Raw genomic sequence first — 25,923 nt, 5'->3', positions numbered from 1 at the left:
GTATTGGTGATATCCAGAGAGCAATACTATCTAATCATTCATTGGATGCAGAAATTATATCCTTGAACCTCACCTTCTGGAGGAGATTCCTGAAGATGAATTTTTCCACATTACTGCACTTATTGAAAAGATAATGGAAAGGAATGGAAAAGTGGGAATTTTCCCTGTAAGTGAAGGGAGTTGGATGGATATTGGTCAATGGGATGAGTATAATAAGACCTCAAAGAAATTGGGTTTTGGCGGAATAAATCTGTAGATTTTGAAGAAAGAAAACGTTCTTGTCACCGGGATAGGGCAGGCAAATTATATATTACAATTATATAGTGAAATTGGAAAAAAACTTCCTCAATACAATTTGAATGTTCTTAATTTAAGAAATTTTGGAAATAAGGATATAGAAAATAGAGCAACTACAGTTTTTAACAACATATATTTTGTTAAACCTACATTAAAAAATTTTTTTACTCTATTAAACGCATTATTACCGATTCTAACTAATAGATATTTTTGGAAAGATGTATCTATTCACATTGTCGAGAAGGGAAATATATTTTCAAATGAGGGCTTAAGGTTATTTTTAAGGCATGTGAATGCTTACCATTATGCATTTTTTATAGATAATAAAACCGATACCCAGCTTATTCATTTACACTATCCAACACATATTTTTTCATTATTTACAAAATATTTAAAAAAGGAGTATAAAATGATTTGGACCTATTGGGGTTCAGACATTTATCGAATTAATAGATGGAGAGACCACGAAATTCAAAATTCCCAAATTAGCAAAGCTACGATAATAACAGCCGCTACACCTGAAATGAAGTTTTCTATACTTTCGAGATTTGGTTTTCAGTATAATGATAAGATTAGACGAGCTCGATTTATTCACGATAGAACCTTTTATACCTTGGCAGAAGGTTTAATGTGTGATCGAAGTTGGGTTCATGATTTTAAAACATCATTTCAACTACCCCAAAATAAAATAATTATTTTAATGGGTCATAATGGACACCCTGAAAATAATCATCTTCAATTTTTACAAACAATTAAGTTCCTTCCTACTTCTGTTTTAAATAAGTTCCATGTGGTTTTTCCATTCACTTATGGGAATAATAAACCAGGTTATTTAGAAAAACTGCAAAATATCTCTAAAGAGATCCCTTTATCTTTTCAATTTATTGAGAATTTTCTGGATTGGAAGGACCTTGCAAAACTTAAAATTGTCTCTGATGTTTATATTCATTGTCCTACTACGGATGGGCTGAGTGCTTTTTTAACTGAATTTTTATTTACTAATAATCTGGCGATTGTAGCTGATTGGCTTCCTTATAAAACTTTTCGAGATCTCAATATTTCTTATTTAGACTTTAAAAACTTTGAGGAATTAAAAGGAATACTTATGAAATTAGAAGAATATCTCGAAAATAAGAATGAATTCACAAGAAGAAACACATCAATTATTTCTAAAAATTTTTCAGCTGAAGTAATTTCAGAAGAATGGGTATCAGTATTAAAGGAAATATATTAATGGTTAATCACTTAGCAAAAACAAAGCAGGGAGTAATTTGGAGCTTTATTAATCAAGGAGGAGCACAATTATTGAACCTTTTAATCACCTTTATTTTAGCCAGGCTGGTTAGCCCTAACGAGTTTGGTACCATTGCAATGGTCACAGTATTTACCGGATTTGCGATCCGATTCGTTGATTTTGGTTTTAGTGCTGCACTGATTCAGAAAAAGAAAGTTTACCAACAAGATATAAATACTGTGTTTTTCTTTAATATAATTTCTGGGATTATACTAACAGCTATCTTCTTTTTTTTATCTCCTTTGATAGCAAAGTTTTATGATGAAAGAATATTAAATATCCTAACGAAAGTCCTCTCCCTAATTTTTATAATTACCGCAATATCGGGAGTAAATAAAGCTTTAATAGCAAAAAACCTTGACTTCAAGCTCAGTGCATTAGTATCTTTATCGTCTCTAATTTTGAGTTCTTGTTTAGCTATTTTCTTGGCTTATATGGGATATGGTGTTTGGAGTATTCTCATTAAAATCCTATCACAGGAATTATTCACCTCTATTTTATATTATTTATTTTATCCAGTAAAGCAAAAACCAATTTTTCATAAAGGTTCATTTAATTCAATGTTTGGAATGAGCAGAAATGTTGCGGGAGAATCAATTATCAATTATTGGAGTAGGAATGCTGATAATTTGTTAATAGGTAAGATGTTGAATAGTAGTGCATTAGGAGTTTATTCTAAGGCTTATGCTGTAATGCTTTTACCTCTTACTAACTTCTCCCGAGTTATAGCAAAAGTCATGTTTCCTTCTTTTTCGTTAATTCAGGATGATATTTATCAGATAAAAAGAATCTATCTTAATGCCACAAAGACAATTGCTTTTCTAACCTTTCCAATGATGGGCGGCCTTGCTGTAGTTTCAAGAGAATTTGTTCTGACGGCGTTTGGGAACGGTTGGCAAGAAATGATTCCATTAGTTAGGATCTTATCCATGTTGGGAGCCTCTCAGTCAATACTAACTCTTAATGGGGTAATTTATAATTCGCTAGGGAAATCACATATTGCTTTTTGGATATCTTTAATATTCGGAATATTGAATGTCGTTGGTTTTTATATAGGAATTGAATGGGAAGGTCTAATGGGGTTAGTTATAATTTATACAATTATAGGTGTGATTGGAGCAATACCTAATTTTTATTTTGCAGGGCGTTTAATTGGAGTAAGTATTATAGAAATGTTGAAGAATTTATCTAATTCATTTTTTCTAACTATTTCCATGATGTTAATAGTATATCTTTGTAAGATTTATTTATCTAATTTTTCATTTAAACCTTTAATTAGTTTGATAATTTTAATATTAATTGGGGGATTAACCTATTTTATACCTGTTGTTGTTTTTAAAACTAAAGAATATGAGCTTATAAAAAATTTGATTAAAAAAGAGAATTTTAAAACTAATAAGAATAATTAAAATATTAATTATGTCCGGTGACCCTTTATTTTCTGTAATTATTCCTGTATATAATCGAGCCAATTTAATTTCTAATGCTATAAATAGTGTTTTGCAGCAGTCTGAATCAGATTGGGAATTGGTCATAGTGGATGACTGTTCTACAGATAATATTGGGGAAGTAGTTTCAAATTATGGGGATAGAAGGATAAAGTTTATCAAGTTGCTAAAAAACAAAGGGAATGCTGGTGCTCGTAATGAAGGAATTCAACAATCGAGAGGGCAGTTTATCTTTTTTTTGGATAGCGATGATGAAATGTGGCCGAATACACTTAAAACTTTTAAGGAAAGGCTTACTACGGAAGATCGAATCATGTTTGCTTTTGGAGGTTACCAAACTCGGGAAAAAAAAACCGGAATGATAAGAAAAATTTTCTGGAAACCCAGAAAAGGTATTTCTTTTTTGGAAGAACTTAAAATAGGAACGGGTTGCGGACTTTTTGTAAGAAATGATATTTTTGAGAAAGTTGGCTTATTTGATGAACGATTGAGGGTTGCTGTAGATACGGATTGGTTAATTCGATTAGATAATTATAAGTTTTATCCGACGATACTAGATGAAATTTTAGTTACAGTCAATATCCACAGCGGAGAAAGGGTTAGAAAAGATAGGGGCCAATTACTGAAATCATACGAAATTATATTTGAAAAAAATAGAGGGAAAATAATGAAGAGTAGTTCTCTTAAAAGAAAGTTTTTCTATAAACTTCAATGGTTGAATTACCATGAAGGTAATATTAAAAAAGGGAATAATTATTTTAATAAATTAATTTCGGATAGAATTATTTACAAAAATTCCATTTTACTATTTACATTATTTAATTTTCTCAATAAAGAGACTGCAAAGGCAATTCATTTAAAACTCAGTGGTCAGAGATTATGAGGATTTGCCAAAAATCCAAATAAAAGGCTTTTCTGATTTCAGAGGAGATTCAAGTTTTCGAGGATATTTTTAAAAAGGATGCTTTAATCGGGTTTTGAAGTTTTGTGAAAAATGAAAAGAAGCTTCAATATATCAAAAATATTCGAAATAACATGGCCAATCTTTTATTTGGTGCCTTTAAAAGAGGTGATGCAGAAACAAGAACTCTGGAGATTGGCGCCAATAGGGTATGTCTGTATAAGGAATAGAATTAAAAGAAGATTTCCAGAAAAGGGAATGATATTGGATTTTAACTCTCTTTTTTCAATGAAAAAATAAAGAAAATATTTTTGAACTGAAATTTTATCTGTAGGAAGAAATTAAGACCAATAATTATATATTTATTACTTAAACAATATAAAATTTTTAAATATATTCCTTATCAAAATCGCCAGTAGTTGTTTCTAATTTAATAAGAGCAACAAGATCCAATGGGAAAAATTTTTAAACTATTTAAAGATCACTTTTGAACAACTCAAATTGAAGACCTAAAGTATGGCTATGGAAATTGGATAAATGCAAAAAATAAATTAAGTCCTACTAAAATTTTGGAATAACCTCGAGAAAAACTTTCTAAAAAAGAAGAATTTTTTTTAATTTTTTTTATTAAATAATTTAAGCATTGTGTTGTTAATGCTCACGGGATAGTTTAAGTATGAAAATTCTACATATAATCCATAAAATTCAAAACAGGGGTGCTGAAATATTTACTTGCCAGCTTGCTTACCATCTTAGGGACCTTGGGCATGAAGTAAAAATCGTGGCTGTTTATTCTGGTGAGGCCCGCCTTCCTTTCTCTCCTAATATCGAAAATCTAAATGCCTCTGGCTTCACGGATATTGGTTCCTGGAGAAAAATTTCTAAAATTATTAAACATTTTAATCCAGATATTATACAGGCCAATTCGGGAGACACCCTAAAGTTTTTAATTATTTCAAAAATAATATTTGGTTGGAAGGTTCCTGTCGTTTTTAGAAATGCCAGTGAGGTGGGGCGTTATATTAAATCTTATAAGCAGAAAGTTTTCAATAAATTTTTGTATAAGAATGTAGACAGGGTTATTTCAGTATCTGAAGCTTCTAAGAATGATATTCTTTCTAATTTTCCGTTTTTAAAGGATAAAGTTGAAGTGATCCCGGTAGGTTTGGAAATGGGTAATCCTATTAAAGAATTTATTTATGAACCGGTTATTCATAAGCATATTGTTCATGTAGGAGGGTTTTCCTTTGAAAAAAATCACAAGGGCCTTATAAGCATCTTTAAACGCGTTCTGGATATTTGTCCTAACACACAACTTCATTTAATAGGGGATGGACCTTTGAAAAATGAAATAATGAATGAAATAAGGAAATCAGGAATTGCAGAAAATATAAATTTCCATGGTTTTGTGGATAATCCTCTTGATTATATTGCTTCTGCAGATCTTTTAGTTCTGCCCAGTAAAATAGAAGGCCTGCCAGGTGTTTTATTGGAAGCTATGTATTGCAAGACGCCAGTCATTGCATACGCAGTGGGAGGAATTTCGGAAATTGTGAATAAAAATACGGGATATCTGATTAAATATGGCAAAGAACAATTATTTACAGATACTATTGTTAATTCTTTGAAGAAAGATAATCAATGTATTATTAACGCTGCTTTTGATAAAGTAACGAAAGAATTTGATAATAGAGTTATTGCAAAAAGCTTTATTGAATCTTATGAAATATTGAGATAGCTTTCAGAGAGATGAATTTAAACAAAAGTATCCTTTATAGACCTTTCAAATTCATTGTATGAAAGTATTGTACATTATAGATACTCTGGAAGGTTACGGAGCTGAAAAAAGCCTCGTCGAGATTGCTGTAAATCTGACTAATATAGAGCCGGTTTTCGTTCAGGTATACAAGGGTGATATGCTAAGATCTAAATTAGAGGATAAAGGGATTAAGGTCTATCTTCTAAACCTCAATGCGAAATATGGTTTCAGAGAGGCGGTTAAAAAACTCATTCCCATCTATCTACATGAAAATCCGGCGATTGTCCATGCAACCCTTTTTCGATCTGAAATCGTTGCTAGAAGCCTGAAAAGAAAATTCCCGCAAATATGTCTCGTGGGAAGCTTTGTAAGCAATACTTACTCAAAAGCTCGCTTTTTAGATAAGAATTTCCTTTACAAAGCAAAATTATATTATTTCCACTTGCTAAATAAACGAAGCGTAAAGCGAGTGGATTATTTTATATCTAATTCCCAAACCATAAAGGAACGTAATGCCAATGCTTTAGAAATTCCATTGGAGAAAATTAAAGTAATATATAGAGGAAGGGATATAAAACAATTTCAACTTGAATTAGATCAGAATAGTGCAAATAAGAAGCCCCGAAAATTATTAAATGTAAGTAGATTAATACCTCTGAAAGGCCAAATGGATCTGTTGAAATCTATTGCTTTAATTAAAGGAGAGTTACCTGATATAAAATTAAGGTTTGCCGGTCACGGTTCCTATCTTCATACGTTAAAGCGGGAAGTAATAAAGTTATCTTTACAGGATAATGTTGAGTTTTTAGGAAGGGTTGATGATATTCCTGGTGTTTTAAATGAAGCTGATCTGTTTGTTTATCCTTCTTATTCTGAAGGTCTTCCTGGTGCACTAATTGAAGCCATGATGGCAGGTAAAATAATCATCGCCTCAAATATTCCGGAAAACCTGGAATGTGTAAATGATCATTCCGCGCTTATTTTTGAAAAAGGAAATATAGAAGAACTTGCCTCGCAAATTAAAGAAGTCCTTCTGAAGTGGTCTGATTTTCAGTTTCTGGGCAGGAATGCAAGGTTTCAGGCCATTGAAAGGTTTGAGATTAAGAATATTGTAGATCAATATCAAAATGCTTATGATTCCTTCTTAAAATGATATTAAGGAGTCCTGAATAAGGTCTTAAATTTCTTTTAATTACTTGATAGGCCTTTCAATTAGCTTAACTTTGCGACCAGATTTACTAAAATGCCAAAAACTAAAATCCTCCACATTATAAAATCCCTTGGAAGAGGCGGTGCAGAAATGTTACTGCCTGAAACCCTGCAGCTTCACAATAAGGATAAATTTGAATTTCATTATATATATTTCCTTCCCTGGAAGGATCAAATGGTAGAAGCTATTGAAAACGCAGGAGGATATGTTAAGTGTTTCCCGGCAAAGAATAATATCGAACTTTTGTTATCGGTAAATAAAGTAGTCGATTATTCTAAAAAAAATAAAATTAATTTGATTCATGCGCATCTTCCCTGGTCTGGATTCCTGGCGAGGCTGGTACATAAGAGAACTAAAATCCCCGTGGTTTATACAGAACATAATATTCAGGAACGTTACCATAAGCTAACCAAAGCTCTAAACCGGCTTAGCTTTAACTGGCAAAGTATGGCGTTGGGTGTCTCAAAAGATGTGAGTGATTCCATTAATTCGAATATCCATGTGAAAATTCCTGTAAAGACTCTTTTGAACGGAGTGAATACACAGAAATTTTCGCGTGATATGAACGCAGTCAAAAGGATAAGAGACTTATATGAAATTCCAGAAAACGCACTGGTAGTAGGCAATGTAGCTGTATTCAGAAAGCAGAAGGACTTAAGAACATGGGTTAAGGCGTTCCGATTAATTAGTGACGGGCGTCCCGGAGTTTATGGCCTTCTGGTAGGATCAGGACCCCAGGAAGAGGAGATACGTGATTTAATTAAAGATTTAAATATTCAGAATCTTATGTTACCAGGTTTACAAACAGATACCATCCCTTATTTTTCAGCTATGGATATATTTATGATGAGTTCAGAATTTGAAGGGCTTCCGGTAGCATTATTAGAGGCAATGAGTATGGAATGTGCTGTAGTTTCTACAAAGGCCGGTGGGGTCACCGAAGCTGTAAGAAATAATAAGGATGGCTTGTTGGTAGATATCGGTGATGTTGAAGCATTAGCTGAAAATTCATTAAGGCTGCTTAATAATAAAGAAGAACTTCAGTGTTTTAAGGAGAATGCCCGGAAGAGGGTTGTTGAAGATTTTAGTTTATTGAATATGGTGCAAAATCTTGAAGTGCATTATTATAATATTCTGAATTCAAAGCTCAATTAAATTTATAACAATGCTGATAAGAGAAGCAACTAACCAGGATATTCCCAATATAGTCCGGGTCCTTAAAGCAAGTCTGGGGGAAGATGAATTAGCTCTTTCAGAAGAAATATGGAAGTATAAACACGTAAACAATCCCTTTGGGGAGTCCCTGGTCTTACTGGCAGAGGAAAATAATGAAATAGTAGGTGTAAGGGCATTTATGCGGTGGAGATGGCAACAGGGTACAAAACAATTTTCGGCATTAAGGGCGGTAGATACAGCAACTCATCCCGAACACCAGGGTAAGGGTATTTTTAAAAAACTTACTCTTAAGGCTGTAGAGCTCGTAAGAGAAGATGGCGATCACTTTATTTTCAATACCCCCAATGCACAAAGCAGACCTGGTTATCTGAAGATGGGATGGAAAACGGTGGGAAAGATAAATGTAGGCCTAAGGCCTTCTTTATCTTTTATTTTGAATCGAATTAATCAAAAAACTTACTCAACATGTATCGAGGGTCCTGAACAAGGCCTGGAAGATCTCTGCCAATTTTGGAATAACAGAATGGAAGACTCAGGAAATATATTCACTCCTAAAAGCCCTGAATATCTGAAATGGCGATACCATATAAACCCCTTACAGTCTTACGAGATATTCTATAAGGATGGGCTTTATCTGGCAGGTTACGTGAAGAGAAGGAAAGGTTTGAAAGAATTCAGGATATCAGAATGCCTCTTTAAAAACTTAAGCCGCCGGGATCTTACCCGGCAAATAAAGGAAATAGAAAGGAAGTTTGGTTGTCACTTGATAAGCTTCTCCCCGCAAACAGTACCTCTAACTGGTAAAAAAGGCTTCTTTGGGCCTATATTAACGCTTAATAATCTTAACCTTTCCGGCGAGGATGTGCTGTTTTTTTCTGATATTAATAGGTGGAATAATACTTTAGGTGATTTAGAACTATTTTAAAAATGGCAGGTGTTTTTTTCTTAATAATTCTTTTCTTCATTTTAAATCAGTTGATTTATGGGTTATTCTCAAAAAAATTCTCCTGGTTTTCAAAGAAGAAAATGAACCTGCTTTATTTATACCATCTTATTTTTTATGGGGTTTATTCCTGGTATGCCTCTAATAATCCGTCAGATTCCCATAATTATTATAGGGTAATAAGTTCTCATCAGGGAGGCTGGTGGGAACTTTTTGGAACAGATACCAACTTTATTCACTGGCTGGGCTTTCCCTTTTTTCAATTAGGTTTTAATTATGATATGCTTATGCTTTCGTTCGCCTGGCTTGGATACCTGGGTTTTGTATATGCCTATATTTTCTTCCGGGAAAAGATACCGTTAAAATATAATTTCATGGGAGTAGACTTGTTAAGTCTCATCCTTTTCTTTCCCAATATGCATTTCTGGACCGCCTCTCTGGGAAAGGGAGCGCCTATCTTTTTGGGTTTAATGATGTTTACCTACGCCATAATAAAACCTAAGGACAGGCTTTTTGCGTTAATTCTGAGTTCTGTACTAATATTTCAGATTAGACCTCATGTCTTTATGTTTGTAGCGGTGGGAACGGCCCTAGGTTACATGAGCGGAAAGGAGAAAATTCCTTTCTGGCAAAAAGCACTGGTTTTTTTTAGTATGGGCACAGCGCTAATATTACTGCAGGATACAATTTTGGGAGTGATGGGACTGGAAGCTTCAGATAATCTTATAGATGAGTTTCAGGCGGTATCTGAAGAGCGCGCAGAAGATTTAAGCGGAGCAGGATCAGGGGTGGATATGTCCTCTTATCCTTTGCCATTAAAGCTTTTTACCTTTTGGTTCAGGCCTTTATTTTTTGATGCGCCAAATATTCTGGGTCTGATAGTTTCTGCCGAGAATCTGCTTTATCTTCTTTTATTCCTGAAAATATTGAAAAAGAATTTCGTGAATTTTATTAAAAAAGCCCCTGCCGTAGTGAAGATGAGTTTTGTTATATTCTTTGCGACTTCTTTTGCGATGACATTTGTAATGTCTAACCTGGGGATAATTATGCGTCAGAAATCCATGGTGATGTATTTTCTATTCTTTGTTATCTATTACTATCTGGCACAGAAGAAGTATGAAAGGTTGCTCAGGATTAAAAGGCTGAGGGGGAAGAGTAAAAGTAGGGAGATGGCGGCGGAGGCTGTGATGCCGTAATGCTGTGATGAAGTAAGGGAGTGAGTATAAGTGCTAAGATCCAGAATGATGAAGAGCGAAAACGGAACAGGAAGTCAGGGAGATAAGGAGACCAGGGGAAATAAATGGCCTGGAGAAGGAAAGTCTTAGAGAGCAGGAACGATATAATATTATCTTGTAAAGGAGTGATGCTGTGAAGAAGTAACTTTTTGAGGGAGCGACAAAGTACCGGTTACATGATCACAATGTCCCTACGTCACTTCGTCACAAATAACAAATTAATAAATCTGCCCGGTTAACACGGGTTAACAGTACAATATGAACAATAACGGAACTTTGGTAATATCCCTGGATTTTGAACTGCTTTGGGGAGTATTCGATAAAGTGGACTGGAAAGAAAAGGAAGAATATTTTATAAATACAAGGAATGTTATTCCAGAGATCCTGAAGCTTTTTCAAAAGAATGAGATTAGTTGTACATGGGCAACAGTAGGAATGTTATTTAATAATAACTGGGATGAATGGAATCAGAACATTCCCGAAATGCTGCCCGAATATGACAATGAGAAACTCTCGGCATATAAATATGGAAATTCTATTCAAAGTAAAGAATCTGAACAATTGTGCTTTGCTCCAGGCCTAATAAAGCAAATAAAAGAAACTCCGGGTCAGGAAATAGCAACGCATACCTATTCTCATTACTATTGCCTGGAGTCAGGACAGAAAATGACAGATTTTAGATCGGATATTTCCAAAGCCATCGAGCTGGCTGAAAAATTTGAATGCAGGCTACACTCTCTGGTGTTTCCAAGAAATCAGTTTAATAACGGCTATTCAACGGTATGTAAGGAACTGGGTATTAAAAATATCAGGACTAATCCCGATAATTGGTACTGGAGAGATACTCAACGGGATTCACTTCTACAGAAAATCTCAAGAACCTCAGATGCTTATTTCGGAAGGCTGGATAAGGCCTATTCCATAAGAGGGATACAAAATAAGGAAGGGATAACACATCAGAAAGCAAGCCGGTTTTTGAGACCCTATAATAGCAAGAGTATCCTTAATAAAACAAAATTGAGGAGGGTTTTTAGTGAGATGGAAGAAAGTGCAAAAAAAGGATTAATCTACCATCTATGGTGGCATCCTCATAATTTTGGTGAACAACCTCATCAGAGTTTGACAGATTTAGGACAAATACTTCTCAAGTATGGTGAACTTAAAAATAAATATGGCTACCAGTCTTTGAATATGAAAGAACTTGGAAATTATACCATACAGTAGCTGGCATAGCTATTTAGAAAGAAATAAAAAGATAAATTATGTGCGGAATAAACGGCTTTGTAAGTAGCCGAAATATCGAAGAAGATCAGATTTTGAGACGGCTAGAGACCATGAATCAAAAGATATTTCACAGAGGGCCAGATCAGGATGGTTTTTTTAGTGAATCCCTCGAGAGCCATTCAATTGGAATGTCTATGCGAAGGCTTTCCATTATTGATCTTGCACATGGGGAACAGCCTATTTTTAATGATGACGGAAGTATCCTTATCTTTTTTAATGGAGAGATTTATAATTATCTGGAACTTAAAGATATTCTGCTTAAAAAAGGATATACATTTAAAACCACCTCTGATACTGAAGTGATTTTAAAGGCTTATGAAGCGTGGGGAACAGAAAGCTTTGGAATGCTGGACGGAATGTTTGCCTTTAGCATTTATGATAAAACAAAAAACAAAATTTTTATTGCCAGGGATTATTTTGGAGAGAAACCTCTTTATTACACAAGAAGTAATGATCAGATAATTTGGGCATCAGAGTTGAAATCTATCATTAATCAATTAGATTATAGACCTGAAATTTCAAGAACCGGGCTTAATTTATTTTTCAGATTAACCTATATCCCGGCCCCTCACACGATATACAGTAATATAAACAAACTTGAAGCTAACCACTATCTCATAATTGATCCTGCAACGATGAATCTAAGCCTAGAGCCTGTAAAGTCTCCGGTGCAGTTCGAAATAGATCCGAATATTGATTTTAAGGAAGCGAAAAACCTTACACATGATCTAGTCGTCGAAAGTGTAAAAAGCAGATCTATAGCCGATGTACCTTTAGGGACATTTCTTTCAGGGGGTGTAGATTCATCTATTGTGTCTTTGGCACTGGCCAAACAGGTAAATGGTAAAATAGATACTTTTTCTATAGGCTTTGAGAAAAAATCTTTTGATGAAACGGACAAATCAAGGACCGTAGCAAACTTAATAGAGAGTAATCATCATGAGTTTATTATTAGCATAGATGATCTTAAAAATCAGGTGGATAGTATACTCCTGAATTTCGATGAACCTTTTGCCGACTCTTCCTCATTACCTACCTATCTGGTAGCCCATAAAACAAGGGAACATGTTAAAGTGGCCCTTACAGGTGACGGAGGGGATGAAGTGTTTGGAGGATATAACAAATATTATATTGGAAAGATGAATGAGAAATATTCCTCTATTGTGCCTGAATCTTTTCATAATACTTTTAAACCTGTAGTTAATAATCTCCTCAGCTCCAAAGACGATAAACGTGGTTTGCGTTTTAAAGCGAAAAAATTGGTAAATGCTGTTAATTACGAGGGTGATTTTTATTATAATATTATCTCCCTGGCATATCAGCAGGACGAACTTCAGGAAATGTTGAATGATCACTGGTTTAAGACAGAAATATTTGAACCTTATAAAAAGAAGGTGAATTACAGGGCTTCAGGCTTAAATGACTTCAGAAATATCGACAGGCATATTAGCCTGGAAGGTGATATGCTGGTAAAAGTGGACCGTACGAGTATGTTAACCTCCCTGGAGTCCAGGGCGCCTTTTTTGAACAAGAAATTATGGGATTTCACTTCCCAGGTTCCTGCTGAATATTTAATGAAAGGCTGGGATAAAAAACACCTGCTAAAAGAAGCTTTTAAAGAGTATTTCCCAAAAGATTTCCTGGATAAATCAAAAAAAGGCTTTGGGGTTCCGGTAGGTGACTGGTTAAGGGATTATTTGAGTGCTGAATTAAAATCTTATATTGAAACTGATTTTCTTGAAAAACAGCAAATCTTTAAAGTGACCTATATTCAAAATTTAGTGGATAAACATTTATCTGGGAGACAGGATAATACCTTTAAGGTATGGGCATTTTACTGTTTTCAGAAATGGTATAAAAATCAATATGGTAGATAGGTTTTCTGTATTCTACCTTTCTCCGGAAATTAACAATTTCACTTAAACATGCCAGAATTCAGTATAATTATCCCAACACATAACAGAGCTTCCAGGATTGGAAGAGCAATAGAGAGCGTTTTAGCCCAGTCTACCAATAACTGGGAACTGATAATAGTAGATGATGGTTCTACAGATGGCACCAGGGATAGTCTTGATGGATATTTGAATAAAAAGGAAATTAAATACATCTATCAGCAACATGCAGGCGCGTCAGCAGCTCGAAATACGGGTGTAGAACATGCCTCAGCCAACTACCTTATATTTCTGGATTCCGATGATAAATTAGATGCCAGTTTACTTGAAGAACTGAAAGCTGGTAATTATAATAATTACGACATGATTTTCTGGCATGTAAAGAAAATTTTTAATGATCGAACTTCAACCTGGAAAGCCACGAAACTGGGAAAAATGTATAACGGGATTGAAGCGAGTTTTTTATCTGGGAGTGTCTGTTATCGTAAAAAACTAATTGAGGATGTGGGAGGATTCGATCCAGAACTTCACTTTAGTGAGAATTACGAACTCGGAATGCGAATCTCGCAGAGAGAAAATAATGAAACTCTTATAATACCTAAATTTTTTATGTATTATTATGTTAGTAAGAAGGATTTAGACTATTCAGAATTAACAAATAAACTTACTTCTCTTAAGCATCTCCTGCAAAAACATAAACAGCTGTATCTGAAAGACTCATTTGCATATTCCAGACTGATCTATCAGATAGGCTTTATTAATGAAAAACTTGGCAATAAGAAGTCGGCTCTTGAATTCTATCATAAGGCTTCTAAAATAAGATTTTTTTACTGGAAGCCTCTGGTAAAACGCCTTATCTTTTTATTTAGGAAATAGGGGGCTTCCTCATTCAAAACCTTGCTTCGGGTAAGGGCCTAATGATTAAATAATATATCTAAAAAGTGGTATTGCTTTTATAAAATCTCCTTTTTTTAGAAAATGGACAAATAAACTGCGATACTTATTCTTAAGATCTTTTTGGAAAGAATCAACGAGGTGAGATTTGTTATTTTTTTTATGATAGGCAATCAATTTTATTAGTGTATTTATTTTGATTTTTAATTTAGCCGATTTCATTTTGCCAGACCAAATACCCTTTTCATGTCTGCGATATATCGTTGGACCAATATTTTCCTGAAATTTTGCCGGCCCCAATGTTCCTAAGATGCTCAGGAGAAAACTATCTACATTTAAGACTTGTAACATTTCTTCCGGCAGCTCTCTTAATAATGGTGCTTTAAAACATACTGTAGATAAGAGAGGATGAAACCTCAATTCCGCCAGTCTTTGAGAAGAAATATCCTGTAATGGCTGGTTCAGAGTAGGGTTATTTCCAGGATAATCACAAGGGAATTTTTCTTTAAACCTGTGAAAACAGAGAGAGTAATCGCTGTTTTTAAGTAGAAAATCGGTCTGGATCTGAAGTTTTTCCGGATCTGTCCAGAAATCATCTCCTTCACAGAATGCTATAAATTTTCCTCTGGCCTGAAAGAAATTGTAGAAAGCATTAAAATTTCCTGTTTTAATGGAGTTTACTGAAATTTTATTTTGATCATGATGCAGAAAGAGCCGGATTTTATTGGGGTATTTTTTTACATATTCTACACAGATTTCCCTGGTGCCGTCTGACGAATTGTCTTCTCCCAGTAGAATTTCGTATTCAAAATTGGTCTTCTGTTCCAGAATGGACTCCAGACATTGTTCAATGTAATTAACATGTTTATAGGTCTGAACACATATACTCACCAAAGGCCGGGATGAAACTTTATGCTTTACATGCTCCGGAGGTTTAAACATGAACTTATTTTGAAATTCCCTAAAGTCCATCAGAGTAAGAGCCGGTCTATGAGTTTTGAAGAATCAATTTTTCTTAAAGATGTTCCCTTATTGGAATAGACCGAGTACGGAGCTGTATTTTTTTCAATAGTGGCATTCATTCCAATTAGGGAATATTCACCCACCTGGGTACCATGTCTTACGGCAGAATTCATTCCTAAAAAGCTATGATTGCCAATTCTAACATCTCCACCTAGCGTGGTTACGCTTAATAAGACATGATCACCTATACTGGAATGATGGCCAATATTGGCACATATTAAAAAACTATTATTACCTATCTCTACAAATGGTTGAATAACCGAACCTTCGCCAATAAAAACATTCGATCCGGTTTTAATATCCGGCCAGATCTGCGCTTTAGTAGAAATATAACTGGCTAAGGAATAGCCTTTCTGTTCTGCAGCAAAATATAAACGACTTCTTATGTTATTATTACCCACTGCGATAAAAATATTATAAGAACCGGCAGGGTAGAATTCCTCTATCCCTTCAAAATTAATTAACGGGCGCCCGTCAAAGCTATCTGAATTTAAAAGCTTTTCTTCTATGCAGTAAGCAACCACTTCATATTCTGTATCATTTTCAAAAAGATACCGCACGTATTGCGCCAGCTTTCCAATTCCATAAATCAGCAATTTTGCTTTCATACTTTTTTGTCCAGGTTCAAATATATCAGTAAAATTTTTAATAGACCGGATTTGGAAAAATTTGTGAGAATTTACAAGAAATTGTGCTTTGTGTCTGCTTTATCATTCAGCTTATCGAAAAACAAATAAAACGCTTTATTCTAACTGTTATAGCTGCTATTTTTAGTAGGCTAAATTAAAATATTGATATTATGAACAAATTTTATTACATGGGAATGATGATGCTATTTCTGTCCTGCAGCGTGGAAAAGCTTGAGGATGTCGATTCAGCCATTACGGAAGCAAACCTGGTTTATGAAGTAGATGATTGCAAGATTTACAATTTTGATTTTGGAACACAGGGCGAAATTGAAGTGAGAAACTTTTATGATTATATAGAAGTTAATGTGGTAGCTACTAACCAACAGCCAGTAAGCTGGTTAAGTTTACATTTTACGGAAAATTTAAATGACTTTCCTACAAGAGGAAATGGGGATTTAAATATTTATACGATGTATTACAGCGAGAAGCAGAATACTTATGGAGTTAATTTAACTTTTAGCTTTGAGGAACTGGGGATACAGACTTCAGATGATTTACTAATAGCTGCGGTAGCTCAGTTTGGAACTGGTAAAAAAGCTGAAGAAATTTCTGCTGGTGATCTAACTTCTACCAACGGGAAATGGTCGTATTTTAATTACGAAGTTACCCCATTTACAAACTATGCCGGGACAGACCAGCTTAGGGAGATGACACTTTCAGAAGTAACTGCGTTACCCAGCTGGGATGAGGTTAGAAAAGTATATGCAAATATGCTGAACCCTGGAGTTAATAAAACTGATGGTGTCTATAATCCCAGTATATGGGATCTGATAAACAACTTTAATGATCCTAACCGTGAATCGCAAATAGATGACTATACCACCACCTATACTCTCGGAGAAGGTGATTGCGCAGACTCGGTTAATCTAACCTTAAGGGTTATTCCTGATTAGAAAGAAATTAATACTGATTCTTTAAAACGGCTTGTAAACAAATTATTACAAAAATTTCATTAAATCTTTCAAATAAAACCTTAAAATTCTGACAGTCTGATACTTTAACAAGTAATTTCTCCTCATATCGAATTTATTAAAATTCAGTCTACAGATAGCTTAAATTTAATCTTCCATTCTAAATTATAATATACTATGAAAACAAGATTACTTTTATTTCTATTGACTGTCGCTGCTTTTAGCAGTTGCTCTGTAGATCCCATTGAAGAGGATCTGAAACAAAATCAAATCACAGAATTTAATTCTGAAGTTGAAGATTATGGTTGTGCAGGCCCCGATAATTCTAAAAACATTACTTACTCCGAGGCGCAGGCTATAGAGAGTTGGGATGAAGTGAGAAAGCTTTATCTCAGTCTTCTTTCTGCCGGGGTTTCAAAAGATGGTACTTTTGATCCTTCTATATGGGGTATAATTAATGAATTTCAGAATAAGGGTATTGGGGATTATTCAACATTGTATAGTTTAACCGGGGAATGTTCCGATTCAGTTGTATTAACAATAAGCGTTATTGCTGACCCTCTGGCAGATCCCTGTACAGATTTTACTGCCGGAGAGGATAATTCCACTGAAATCACTAAATCTGAAGCCGAAGCTCTGGAGAGTTGGGACGAAGTAAGAAAATTGTATCTGAGTTTACTGGATTCTGGTGTTCCTAAAGATGGTACTTTCGACCCAAGTATATGGGATATCATAAATGCTTTCAATAATAGTGAAGATCCCCTTGGAGATTATACCACAACTTATACCATCACGAACGGAGAATGTACAGACTCTTTAGAACTTACTGTTACTGTAGTGGCTGACTTTAGTGATCCAGTTTGTGAACTAAGTGCTGGACCCGATAATATGAAGACCATGACCATTAGCGAAGCTTCTGCTCTTGAAAGCTGGGATGAAGTAAGAAAGGAGTATTTGAGTTTGCTGGCTACTGGTGTACCCAGAGATGGTACTTTTGACCCTAGTATATGGGATATTATAAATGCCTTTAATGCCACTGATAATCCAGCAGGGGACTACACGACTACCTATACCATTACAGATGGCCAGTGTTCCGATTCTGTAGAACTAACTATACGTGTAATTGAAGATTAATAGTTGATAAAGTTTACTATAAAATAGCTGCCTTAAAGGCGGCTATTTTATTTTCAGGACTGTTGATATTCTACATGATTGCGGAAATAATCGACACCTTAAGCTTTGTACGAAAGATTTTAGTTCCTGATATCCTCTCTAACCGGGATATCTTATGTTTGGCAGAAGCTTTGCTTATTCCCTGGCTGGAATAAAGAAAGCTATGGAATTGAAAGTTATATTAAACATTCTTGAAGCGGTATTGCTAATACCCTTTCTCTACGAAGTAAATCAGTATATACTGGGAAAGATCAATAAAAGACATTCATTTTTTTCCAAAATGAAGATGAATATTCTCTTTTTCTATCATCTGACTTTCGGACTGATTTATTACTTCTATGCTTTTTTTAATCCGTCAGATAGTAAAGCTTATTACTCCAGAACAGATGCTTTTAAAGGCTCCTGGTTCGAACTATTTGGCACCGAAACCACCTTTATAGATTTTCTCTCTTACCCGTTTATCAATACCCTGGGTTTTACCTACGAAATGATGATGTTGCTATTTACCTGGATAGGCTACTGGGGTTTTGTATTCGGCTTTCTGTTCTTCAAGGAGAATATCAAACAAAAAGTGATGGTATTTAAAAAGATCGATTTACTAACTCTAATCCTTTTCTTTCCGAATATGCATTTTTGGTCGGCATCTTTAGGTAAGGGGGCGCTTATCTTTTTTGGATTGATGCTATTTGCTTTTTCTTTTAGCAAACCTACAAATCGAAAATGGGGCCTTATAATATCTTCAATACTAGTATTTGCAATAAGACCTCATATGTTCTTACTTCTATATGCTGGTGGGTTATATGGACTCTATTTTGGTAAAAACCTAATTTCTAAAGGAAATAAAATAATTGGGGGAGTGTTTGTCCTGGCAGGTTTATTTTTGATCCAGGACAAGATATTGGCCGTAGTAAACCTAAATAATTCCAGTAATATCTGGTCAGATTTTTTAGCTTTTTCATCTAAAAGATCAGAAGATTTGAGTTCGGCAACTTCAGGGGTGAATATGGCTGGCTATAATTTACCTGAAAAAATCTTCACTTTTTGGTTTAGGCCTTTGTTTTTAGATGCACCTGGATTTCTTGGAGTGATTGTTTCTATTGAGAATTTTATTTATTTGCTTCTCTTCGGAAAAATTCTAAAGCTAAATTTCTTCAAATTCTGGAAGAAAGCACCTTCTCACGTTAAATCTTGCATGATGATATTTATCCTTACCTCTTACGCAATGACTTTTTTCATGTCTAATTTGGGAATTATGATTAGGCAAAAAACCATGATTATGTATTTTATGTTTTTTGTCATTTACTATTTTTTAGCTTATGAAAAATCGGCCGAAGTAAAATTTAGACTGGAAAAGTTTAGTGTATTATCCTCAAAAAACACTTTTAAATATTAATCTTTAATTTTTATGAATGGATAGCTATCCGAACTTAAAACCATAAATTTGCAACAAAAATTATTTTCAATTAGTGCAGAAGCTAGTCCGAATTACCACGATTCCTCTTTCTTTAGAAAAACTTTTAGAAGGTCAATTAACTTTTATGAATAAGCATTATGAGGTAATAGCAATTGCTGCCGAAAAGGAAAGATTAGAGAGATATGGATTAAAAAATAAGGTGCGTACTTTCTGGATTGAGATGACAAGGGCTATTACACCTTTTCAGGATCTAAAAGCATTGATGAGATTATACAATTTTCTCAAAGAGGAACAACCACTTATTGTACATACGCATACTCCAAAAGCCGGTATTATTGGAATGTTAGCAGCTAAATTGGCCGGAGTTCCTATTAGGTTGCACACAGTTGCCGGTCTGCCTTTGATGGAAACAAGGGGGCTAAAAAGAAAGGTCCTGGATTCTGTGGAAACTTTTACGTATCGCCTTGCCACAAAAGTATATCCCAATTCTTATGAACTGAAAAAGATCATTTTGAAATTAGGATATACCAAAAAAAGCAAATTAAAAGTACTTGGGGAAGGAAGCTCAAATGGAATTGATACTACTTATTTTGATCCTTCAATTTTCGAGAAGGATGAAAAATTAAAGATTAAAGAAGAACTAGGGATTCCTGAAGAGGATTTTGTTTTCATATTTGTGGGTAGGTTGGTTTCAGAAAAAGGAATTAATGAGTTGGTGACTGCTTTTTCCCAACTTCATCAAACACATCCAAGTATATCCTTATTACTGGTAGGACCTTTTGAACAGGAGCTAGACCCATTAAGCGATGAGGTCCTCCAATTAATAAAATCTCATCCAAAAATTTTCACAACTGGTTATCAGGAAGATGTACGACCATATTTTTCTATCGGCAATGTCCTGACTTTCCCCAGTTATCGGGAAGGCTTCCCAAATGTGGTGATGCAGGCAAATGCTATGGGACTGCCTGCAATTGTCACAAACATTAATGGGTGCAATGAGATTATACAGGATGGTCTTAACGGGAAAATTGTTTCGGCAAAAAGTATTTCAGAACTTAAAGTCGCTATTAAAGAATTACTTGAAGATAGTTCTTTACGATCTAAATTAACTCAAAACGCACGTAAATTAATACAAATGAAATATGAACGGACCCAGTTTTGGCAAATTTTGTTAAAAGAATATAAAGAATTAGAAGCCCTGCATAATCATGATTAAATTCGCCGCCGCGGATGAAATTAGCTCAATTTTTATAAGACCTTCATGTATATTAAACTTATTAAGCCATTTTTAGATTTTATCGTTTCTCTTCTAGGCTTAATTCTAATTAGTCCGTTATTAATTGTAATAACCATACTTTTGGCGATGGCTAATAAAGGCAAACCTTTCTTTTTTCAGAAGAGGCCAGGAAAATTCGGAAAAAATTTTAGAATTGTAAAATTTAAAACAATGACCGATGCTAAAGATGAAAACGGGGAGCTGCTGCCGGATGCAGAGAGATTGACCACAATTGGTAAATTTGTAAGAAAAACATCGATAGATGAAATTCCGCAATTGTTTAATGTGCTGGCCGGGGATATGAGCATCGTGGGTCCCAGGCCCTTATTGCCAGAATACCTGAATTTATATTCAAAGAGGCAAAGCAAAAGGCATCGGGTTAGGCCTGGGATCACTGGTTGGGCTCAGGTAAATGGCCGAAATACAATTAGTTGGACCCAGAAGTTTGAATTTGATGTTTGGTATGTCGAAAATGTTTCATTTGTATTAGATTTAAAAATAATTTTTAGAACTATAAAAAAAGTCTTGATTTCTGAAGGAATAAATACCCAGAACATGGCAACTACTGAACCTTTTAACGGTAAAAATTAATGATAGTATACGGTGGCAGCGGACATGCTAAAGTTATTTTAGATATAATAAACTCTAAAGATGGGGAGTCTGTAACTTTTATTTTCGATGATGATAAATCTATAAAGACATTATATGAATTTAAGGTGAATCATAATTGGACTGAGGAGATGCTTAACCAGAAAGCTGTTATTGCCATTGGAAATAATTTAACCAGAAAAAAAGTTTCCGATAAAATTCAAAATTTATTTATCGAAGCTTTAATCCACCGATCAGCAGTGATTTCCGAGGAAGTAAAAATAGATAACGGTTCCGTGGTCATGGCTAATGCAGTAATTAACTCATCTACTAAGGTTGGTGCTCATTGTATAATAAATACTGGTGCTATTGTAGAACATGATGTTATAATAGAGGATTATGTACACATTTCTCCTTCCGCAACTATAACCGGTAATGTAACCATTGGAGAAGGTACTCACGTGGGGGCAGGAGCAACTGTAATACCGGGAGTTGAAGTTGGGAAATGGGTTACTGTTGGCGCGGGAGCGGTAATAATAAATGATATTCCAGACTTTTCAGTAGTTGTTGGTAATCCAGGTAAAGTCATTAAGTTTAATAATATAGAAAATGAATAAAAATAAAATATGGCTTTCTTCCCCTCATATGGGTGGGAACGAGCTAAAATATATTAATGAGGCTTTTAAAGAAAATTGGATTGCTCCTCTTGGGCCAAATGTGACCGGCTTTGAAGAAGAAATTAAACAATATTTGAATTCAGAGAATATTGAGGTTGCTGCATTAAGTTCCGGTACTGCTGCTTTACATTTAGCACTAATATTATTGGGCGTTGGAAGAGGTGATGAAGTGATTTGTCAAAGTATGACTTTTGCAGCATCGGCTAATCCAATTGCATATCTTGGCGCAACTCCGGTTTTTGTTGATAGTGAGGCAGATACTCTTAATATTTGTCCAAATCAGTTGGAAATTGCCATTAAGGACAGGATTTCCAAAGGGAAGAAACCTAAAGCTATTATCGCGGTGCATCTTTATGGTATGCCATACAAAGTTGATGAGGTTAATGCTATAGCAGAAAAATATGAAACTCCGGTAATAGAAGATAGTGCAGAAGCGCTTGGCAGTACTTATAAAGGAAGAAATTGTGGAAGCTTAGGGGATTTTTCCATTCTTTCATTTAACGGTAATAAAATTATCACCACTTCAGGGGGAGGTGCATTGATTACTAAAGATATTAAGCATAAGAATAAAGCTGTTTTCCTGGCTACCCAGGCTAGGGATGATGCTCCGCATTATCAACATAGCCAAATTGGATATAATTATCGTTTGAGTAATATTTCAGCAGGAATTGGTAGAGGGCAAATGGAAGTTCTGGATAAAAGAGTGCAGGGCAGACGTAATATGTTTCAATTTTATGTAAATTTATTCCGGGATATGGACGGAATAAAAGTATTTGAAGAGCCTAATGATCTTTTTTACAGCAATCACTGGCTAACAGTTATAACCGTTGATGAAAATATAACAGGAGGTGTTAGTAGGGAGGATCTGAGAAAGTGTTTGGATTCTGAAAATATTGAAAGCCGCCCATTATGGAAACCAATGCACATGCAGCCCGTTTTCAGTAAAGATCCGTATTACGGCACGGGAATTGCCGAAGAGATGTTCAAAAATGGTTTATGTTTGCCAAGTGGATCTAATCTTAGCGATAACGATAGAGATAGAATAAGCTTAGCAATTGTAAATTGTTTAAAAAATTAGAATCTAAATTATGGGTAGCATAAATAGAGCCCTAAAAAAAAATCTTGCCGATCCCGACAACGCCCTGGATATTAGAAATTTAAAATATCTACCACGTTGGGCGGTTCTATTGATTGATATTGGGCTAGTTACTATCTCTACGATCCTTACGATTTTTATTCTACTGGATCTTTCGCCACTACAATACACCTTACTCTCGTACTTCGAAAAAACGCTTTTAGTAGTTTCTACAAATGTGTTCTTTTTTTACGTTTTTAAAACCTATGCGGGTATTATAAGGTATTCTTCAAATGTGGATGCACTTAAACTATTGCTCGCTACAGTCGGTGCCTTTTCAAGCCTTTTAGCCTTAAATTATATAAGTCTATTATTTATTGGAGAAAAGATATTTTTGGTAGGCGGACTCCTTATTAACCTTTGGATCTCGTTTTCCTTATTATTCTTATTTAGGCTTGGGGTTAAACAGGTTTATGAATATTTCAAGATTGCTCATAAAAATGAATCGCTTATCAAGACCGTAATATTGGGAGTTGACGAAAATGCCATTTCAATTGCAGGAGCTTTGGATATAGAACATCCCAAGAGATTCAAAATAGTGGGGTTTTTAACACAGGATTCTCATAAAAGCCTTAGGATTTTAGATAAACCAGTTTTAAGGCATACTCAAAAAGTTTCTCAAGAAGTAAAATCATTAGGAGCAGATGCTATTATTTTTTCTGAAAATACTTTAACCCCTGAAGAAAAATTTAAACTGGTAGAGGAATGTTTAGAACATGATATAGCTGTATATAATGCTCCACTTGTTTCGTCATGGGATGAGAACCAACCTATTGCCAAAAAGGTGAAAACATTACAGATAGAAGATCTTTTAGAACGTGAACCGATTCAATTAGAAGTACAAAACAAGATTGATCAGTTAACAGGAAAAACGATATTAGTGACTGGGGCGGCAGGTTCAATAGGTAGCGAAATTGTTCGTCAGGTTGCAGAGTATAATCCTGCTAAACTTATCATTTTAGATCAGGCAGAGACTCCATTGCATAATCTTCAGCTGGAGGTAGAGGCTAAATTTCCAGATTTAAATTTCAAGGTGATTGTATGTGATGTTGGCAACCAAAAGAGATTAGAATTGATGTTCCAAAACCAGTCTATTGATGTAGTTTACCATGCGGCTGCATATAAGCATGTGCCTTTGATGGAAAGCAATCCTCATGAGGCAATCTTCGTCAATATTCACGGAACAAAGAATCTGGCAGATTTGGCGATTAAATATAATGTGGGCCATTTTGTAATGGTTTCTACAGATAAAGCCGTAAACCCCAGTAATGTAATGGGTGCTTCAAAACGGACTGCTGAAATGTATGTGCAGTCCCTTTATCATGAAAGTATAAAGACCAACCCGAATAGCACAAAATTCATCACAACCCGTTTCGGAAATGTTTTAGGTTCAAATGGATCGGTTGTACCGCTTTTTAAAAAGCAAATTGAAGCAGGTGGACCGGTGACTATTACACATCCGGATATTATAAGATATTTTATGACTATCCCGGAAGCCTGCCAATTAGTATTGGAAGCTGGAGCCATGGGTAAAGGAGGAGAAATTTTTGTTTTTGATATGGGGGAGCCCGTAAAAATTATGGATTTGGCCATAAAAATGATTAAACTCGCCGGTTATCAACCTAATAAAAACATCAAAGTTAGAATTACAGGTTTAAGACCCGGTGAGAAACTTTATGAAGAATTGCTTAATGATGAATGTAAAACACTACCTACTCATCATAAAAAAATAATGATTGGTCAGGATGTGGTACGAGATTATGAAATGATTAATGATAAGGTTATAAAGATCATAAAATCTGCCAATAAGTTGAAGAACGACAAAGTGGTTGCAAAACTCAAAGATTTAATACCAGAATTTAAAAGTAATAATTCCTCTTACGAAAGGTTAGATAATGTTACTGAGTTAAGGAAAGAACAAAAGAGTTTATGAATAGAGTAATTTGTTTAATGCTATTGGCTTTAAGTTTGAATAGTTGTGCTACAAAGGACGAAATAGTTTATTTCTATGAGGGAAAGGAATCTCTCAATGGGCAAAGAAACCTTCTTGAATACGAGCCTAAAATTGAGAAAAATGATGTTCTTCGAATCAACGTATCTTCATCATCAATTAATGAAGAAATTGTTGAACCTTTCCAAATGAGAGGTCAGGGGCAACAGACAGGCGGCGGGGTTAATCAAAATCCATCGCTTAACGGTTATTTGGTTCGTCCTGATGGGATTATAAATTTTCCTATTTTAGGAGAAATAAAGGTGGAAGGATTGACAAGGACTCAAATTCAAAAAAAATTAGAAAAAGAAATAGAAACCTATGTTAAAGATCCGATTGTGGATGTTCGAATTATGAATTTTAAGGTAACCGTTTTAGGAGAGGTTGGAAGCCCAGGAAGAGTTGAAATACTGGACGGGCGTATAGCAATGCCGGAATTACTTGCTATGTCTGGAGATATCACCTATGATGGAAGAAGAGAGAATATTACTATTATTAGGGAAGAGGATGGTATTAAAAAAATTGGCTATATAGATATGACGGATACAGATTTCTTTAAGAGTCCTTTTTTTTATCTGAAACAAAATGATATTGTATATGTTGAACCATCTTACAGAAAAGTAAAGTCAGCGGGATTCTTTTCAAGTTATCAGGGAATAATTTCCATTGGTACTACCATTATAAGTCTCTACTTACTTATTAATAGTCTCTAAT

At 34.7% G+C, this 25,923-nt stretch carries 23 protein-coding genes; 21 read left to right on the top strand and 2 right to left on the bottom strand.

Annotation, left to right across the window (positions count from 1 at the left end; genetic code table 11):
* Positions 1–133 precede the first annotated feature (133 nt).
* From Q1K34_RS10090 to Q1K34_RS10035, 12 genes are all read left to right on the top strand, one after another.
* Positions 134–256, top strand: coding sequence for a hypothetical protein (locus Q1K34_RS10090; protein ID WP_300438036.1), 123 nt, complete (start codon positions 134–136; stop codon positions 254–256).
* Between the two features lie 3 nt (positions 257–259).
* Entirely contained in the window at positions 260–1,531 is a 1,272-nt protein-coding gene (locus tag Q1K34_RS10085; RefSeq protein ID WP_300438034.1) for a hypothetical protein, read from the top strand.
* The gene (locus Q1K34_RS10080) at positions 1,501–3,000 is read left to right on the top strand and encodes a lipopolysaccharide biosynthesis protein (RefSeq protein WP_300438032.1); all 1,500 of its coding nucleotides are present in this window, start codon (positions 1,501–1,503) and stop codon (positions 2,998–3,000) included. Before Q1K34_RS10085 ends, Q1K34_RS10080 begins: the two co-directional genes overlap by 31 nt.
* Before the next feature lie 10 nt (positions 3,001–3,010).
* Entirely contained in the window at positions 3,011–3,922 is a 912-nt protein-coding gene (locus tag Q1K34_RS10075) for a glycosyltransferase family A protein (RefSeq protein ID WP_300438030.1), read from the top strand.
* 694 nt (positions 3,923–4,616) lie between these two features.
* Positions 4,617–5,678 (top strand): glycosyltransferase, encoded by a 1,062-nt coding sequence (locus tag Q1K34_RS10070; RefSeq protein WP_300438028.1) that lies wholly within the window; start codon positions 4,617–4,619, stop codon positions 5,676–5,678.
* Positions 5,679–5,736: 58 nt separating this feature from the next.
* Complete coding sequence (locus Q1K34_RS10065) at positions 5,737–6,852, top strand: glycosyltransferase family 4 protein (RefSeq protein WP_300438026.1); 1,116 nt, start codon at positions 5,737–5,739, stop codon at positions 6,850–6,852.
* Positions 6,853–6,942: 90 nt separating this feature from the next.
* Entirely contained in the window at positions 6,943–8,064 is a 1,122-nt protein-coding gene (locus tag Q1K34_RS10060) for a glycosyltransferase (protein ID WP_300438024.1), read from the top strand.
* Positions 8,065–8,074: 10 nt separating this feature from the next.
* Positions 8,075–9,010, top strand: coding sequence for a GNAT family N-acetyltransferase (locus Q1K34_RS10055; protein WP_300438022.1), 936 nt, complete (start codon positions 8,075–8,077; stop codon positions 9,008–9,010).
* Positions 9,011–9,111: 101 nt separating this feature from the next.
* The gene (locus Q1K34_RS10050) at positions 9,112–10,224 is read left to right on the top strand and encodes a hypothetical protein (RefSeq protein ID WP_300438020.1); all 1,113 of its coding nucleotides are present in this window, start codon (positions 9,112–9,114) and stop codon (positions 10,222–10,224) included.
* Positions 10,225–10,521: 297 nt separating this feature from the next.
* Positions 10,522–11,487 (top strand): polysaccharide deacetylase family protein, encoded by a 966-nt coding sequence (locus Q1K34_RS10045; protein ID WP_300438017.1) that lies wholly within the window; start codon positions 10,522–10,524, stop codon positions 11,485–11,487.
* Between the two features lie 38 nt (positions 11,488–11,525).
* Complete coding sequence (gene asnB / locus Q1K34_RS10040) at positions 11,526–13,424, top strand: asparagine synthase (glutamine-hydrolyzing) (protein ID WP_300438015.1); 1,899 nt, start codon at positions 11,526–11,528, stop codon at positions 13,422–13,424.
* Between the two features lie 48 nt (positions 13,425–13,472).
* Positions 13,473–14,315: a glycosyltransferase family A protein gene (locus tag Q1K34_RS10035; protein ID WP_300438013.1), complete on the top strand. Its 843-nt coding sequence runs from the start codon at positions 13,473–13,475 to the stop codon at positions 14,313–14,315.
* A 45-nt stretch (positions 14,316–14,360) separates the two neighbouring features.
* On the opposite strand, the gene Q1K34_RS10030 is transcribed toward Q1K34_RS10035, so the two are convergent.
* Complete coding sequence (locus tag Q1K34_RS10030) at positions 14,361–15,275, bottom strand: glycosyltransferase (protein ID WP_300438011.1); 915 nt, start codon at positions 15,273–15,275, stop codon at positions 14,361–14,363.
* 29 nt (positions 15,276–15,304) lie between these two features.
* Positions 15,305–15,964, bottom strand: coding sequence for an acetyltransferase (locus tag Q1K34_RS10025; protein WP_300438008.1), 660 nt, complete (start codon positions 15,962–15,964; stop codon positions 15,305–15,307).
* Between the two features lie 191 nt (positions 15,965–16,155).
* Here Q1K34_RS10025 and Q1K34_RS10020 point away from each other — a divergent pair, with 191 nt between their 5' ends.
* The 9 genes from Q1K34_RS10020 to Q1K34_RS09980 all read left to right on the top strand — a co-directional run bounded on the left by Q1K34_RS10020 (position 16,156) and on the right by Q1K34_RS09980 (position 25,922).
* A complete protein-coding gene (locus tag Q1K34_RS10020) occupies positions 16,156–16,938 on the top strand; it encodes a hypothetical protein (protein WP_300438005.1) in 783 nt (260 codons plus the stop codon).
* 195 nt (positions 16,939–17,133) lie between these two features.
* On the top strand, positions 17,134–18,090 hold the full coding sequence (locus tag Q1K34_RS10015) for a hypothetical protein (RefSeq protein ID WP_300438002.1): 957 nt from the start codon (positions 17,134–17,136) through the stop codon (positions 18,088–18,090).
* 154 nt (positions 18,091–18,244) lie between these two features.
* On the top strand, positions 18,245–19,522 hold the full coding sequence (locus Q1K34_RS10010) for a hypothetical protein (protein ID WP_300437999.1): 1,278 nt from the start codon (positions 18,245–18,247) through the stop codon (positions 19,520–19,522).
* A 73-nt stretch (positions 19,523–19,595) separates the two neighbouring features.
* Positions 19,596–20,759 (top strand): glycosyltransferase family 4 protein, encoded by a 1,164-nt coding sequence (locus Q1K34_RS10005; protein ID WP_300437996.1) that lies wholly within the window; start codon positions 19,596–19,598, stop codon positions 20,757–20,759.
* Positions 20,760–20,804: 45 nt separating this feature from the next.
* Positions 20,805–21,410, top strand: a complete 606-nt coding sequence (locus tag Q1K34_RS10000; protein ID WP_300437993.1) for a sugar transferase — start codon at positions 20,805–20,807, stop codon at positions 21,408–21,410.
* Entirely contained in the window at positions 21,410–22,024 is a 615-nt protein-coding gene (locus Q1K34_RS09995; RefSeq protein ID WP_300437990.1) for an acetyltransferase, read from the top strand. Before Q1K34_RS10000 ends, Q1K34_RS09995 begins: the two co-directional genes overlap by 1 nt.
* Complete coding sequence (locus tag Q1K34_RS09990; protein ID WP_300437988.1) at positions 22,017–23,162, top strand: aminotransferase class I/II-fold pyridoxal phosphate-dependent enzyme; 1,146 nt, start codon at positions 22,017–22,019, stop codon at positions 23,160–23,162. The genes Q1K34_RS09995 and Q1K34_RS09990 overlap by 8 nt, the downstream gene beginning before the upstream one ends.
* Before the next feature lie 10 nt (positions 23,163–23,172).
* Positions 23,173–25,152, top strand: a complete 1,980-nt coding sequence (locus Q1K34_RS09985) for a nucleoside-diphosphate sugar epimerase/dehydratase (RefSeq protein ID WP_300437985.1) — start codon at positions 23,173–23,175, stop codon at positions 25,150–25,152.
* Positions 25,149–25,922 carry a polysaccharide biosynthesis/export family protein gene (locus tag Q1K34_RS09980; protein ID WP_300437982.1) on the top strand — a complete coding sequence of 258 codons (774 nt, stop codon included), beginning with the start codon at positions 25,149–25,151 and terminating at the stop codon, positions 25,920–25,922. Before Q1K34_RS09985 ends, Q1K34_RS09980 begins: the two co-directional genes overlap by 4 nt.
* Position 25,923: the final 1 nt, after the last annotated feature.

Source organism: Christiangramia sp. (genome assembly GCF_029937855.1).
Taxonomy (GTDB): Bacteria; Bacteroidota; Bacteroidia; order Flavobacteriales; family Flavobacteriaceae; genus Christiangramia.
The sequence above is the reverse complement of the archived record's forward strand: the minus strand, read 5'-3'. Positions and strand labels throughout refer to the sequence as shown.

Bases quoted from the DNA above. Each gene is read 5' to 3' on its own strand.
- Q1K34_RS10030 (WP_300438011.1), bottom strand. From the start codon at position 15,275: ATGTTTAAACCTCCGGAGCATGTAAAGCATAAAGTTTCATCCCGGCCT.
- Q1K34_RS10070 (WP_300438028.1), top strand. From the start codon at position 4,617: ATGAAAATTCTACATATAATCCATAAAATTCAAAACAGGGGTGCTGAA.
- Q1K34_RS10045 (WP_300438017.1), top strand. From the start codon at position 10,522: ATGAACAATAACGGAACTTTGGTAATATCCCTGGATTTTGAACTGCTT.
- Q1K34_RS10010 (WP_300437999.1), top strand. From the start codon at position 18,245: ATGTTTGGCAGAAGCTTTGCTTATTCCCTGGCTGGAATAAAGAAAGCT.
- Q1K34_RS10015 (WP_300438002.1), top strand. From the start codon at position 17,134: ATGAAAACAAGATTACTTTTATTTCTATTGACTGTCGCTGCTTTTAGC.
- Q1K34_RS09990 (WP_300437988.1), top strand. From the start codon at position 22,017: ATGAATAAAAATAAAATATGGCTTTCTTCCCCTCATATGGGTGGGAAC.
- Q1K34_RS10075 (WP_300438030.1), top strand. From the start codon at position 3,011: ATGTCCGGTGACCCTTTATTTTCTGTAATTATTCCTGTATATAATCGA.
- Q1K34_RS10055 (WP_300438022.1), top strand. From the start codon at position 8,075: ATGCTGATAAGAGAAGCAACTAACCAGGATATTCCCAATATAGTCCGG.
- Q1K34_RS09995 (WP_300437990.1), top strand. From the start codon at position 21,410: ATGATAGTATACGGTGGCAGCGGACATGCTAAAGTTATTTTAGATATA.
- Q1K34_RS09980 (WP_300437982.1), top strand. From the start codon at position 25,149: ATGAATAGAGTAATTTGTTTAATGCTATTGGCTTTAAGTTTGAATAGT.
- Q1K34_RS10020 (WP_300438005.1), top strand. From the start codon at position 16,156: ATGAACAAATTTTATTACATGGGAATGATGATGCTATTTCTGTCCTGC.
- asnB (WP_300438015.1), top strand. From the start codon at position 11,526: ATGTGCGGAATAAACGGCTTTGTAAGTAGCCGAAATATCGAAGAAGAT.
- Q1K34_RS10025 (WP_300438008.1), bottom strand. From the start codon at position 15,964: ATGAAAGCAAAATTGCTGATTTATGGAATTGGAAAGCTGGCGCAATAC.
- Q1K34_RS10080 (WP_300438032.1), top strand. From the start codon at position 1,501: ATGGGTATCAGTATTAAAGGAAATATATTAATGGTTAATCACTTAGCA.
- Q1K34_RS09985 (WP_300437985.1), top strand. From the start codon at position 23,173: ATGGGTAGCATAAATAGAGCCCTAAAAAAAAATCTTGCCGATCCCGAC.
- Q1K34_RS10060 (WP_300438024.1), top strand. From the start codon at position 6,943: ATGCCAAAAACTAAAATCCTCCACATTATAAAATCCCTTGGAAGAGGC.
- Q1K34_RS10050 (WP_300438020.1), top strand. From the start codon at position 9,112: ATGAACCTGCTTTATTTATACCATCTTATTTTTTATGGGGTTTATTCC.
- Q1K34_RS10035 (WP_300438013.1), top strand. From the start codon at position 13,473: ATGCCAGAATTCAGTATAATTATCCCAACACATAACAGAGCTTCCAGG.
- Q1K34_RS10065 (WP_300438026.1), top strand. From the start codon at position 5,737: ATGAAAGTATTGTACATTATAGATACTCTGGAAGGTTACGGAGCTGAA.
- Q1K34_RS10000 (WP_300437993.1), top strand. From the start codon at position 20,805: ATGTATATTAAACTTATTAAGCCATTTTTAGATTTTATCGTTTCTCTT.
- Q1K34_RS10090 (WP_300438036.1), top strand. From the start codon at position 134: ATGGAAAGGAATGGAAAAGTGGGAATTTTCCCTGTAAGTGAAGGGAGT.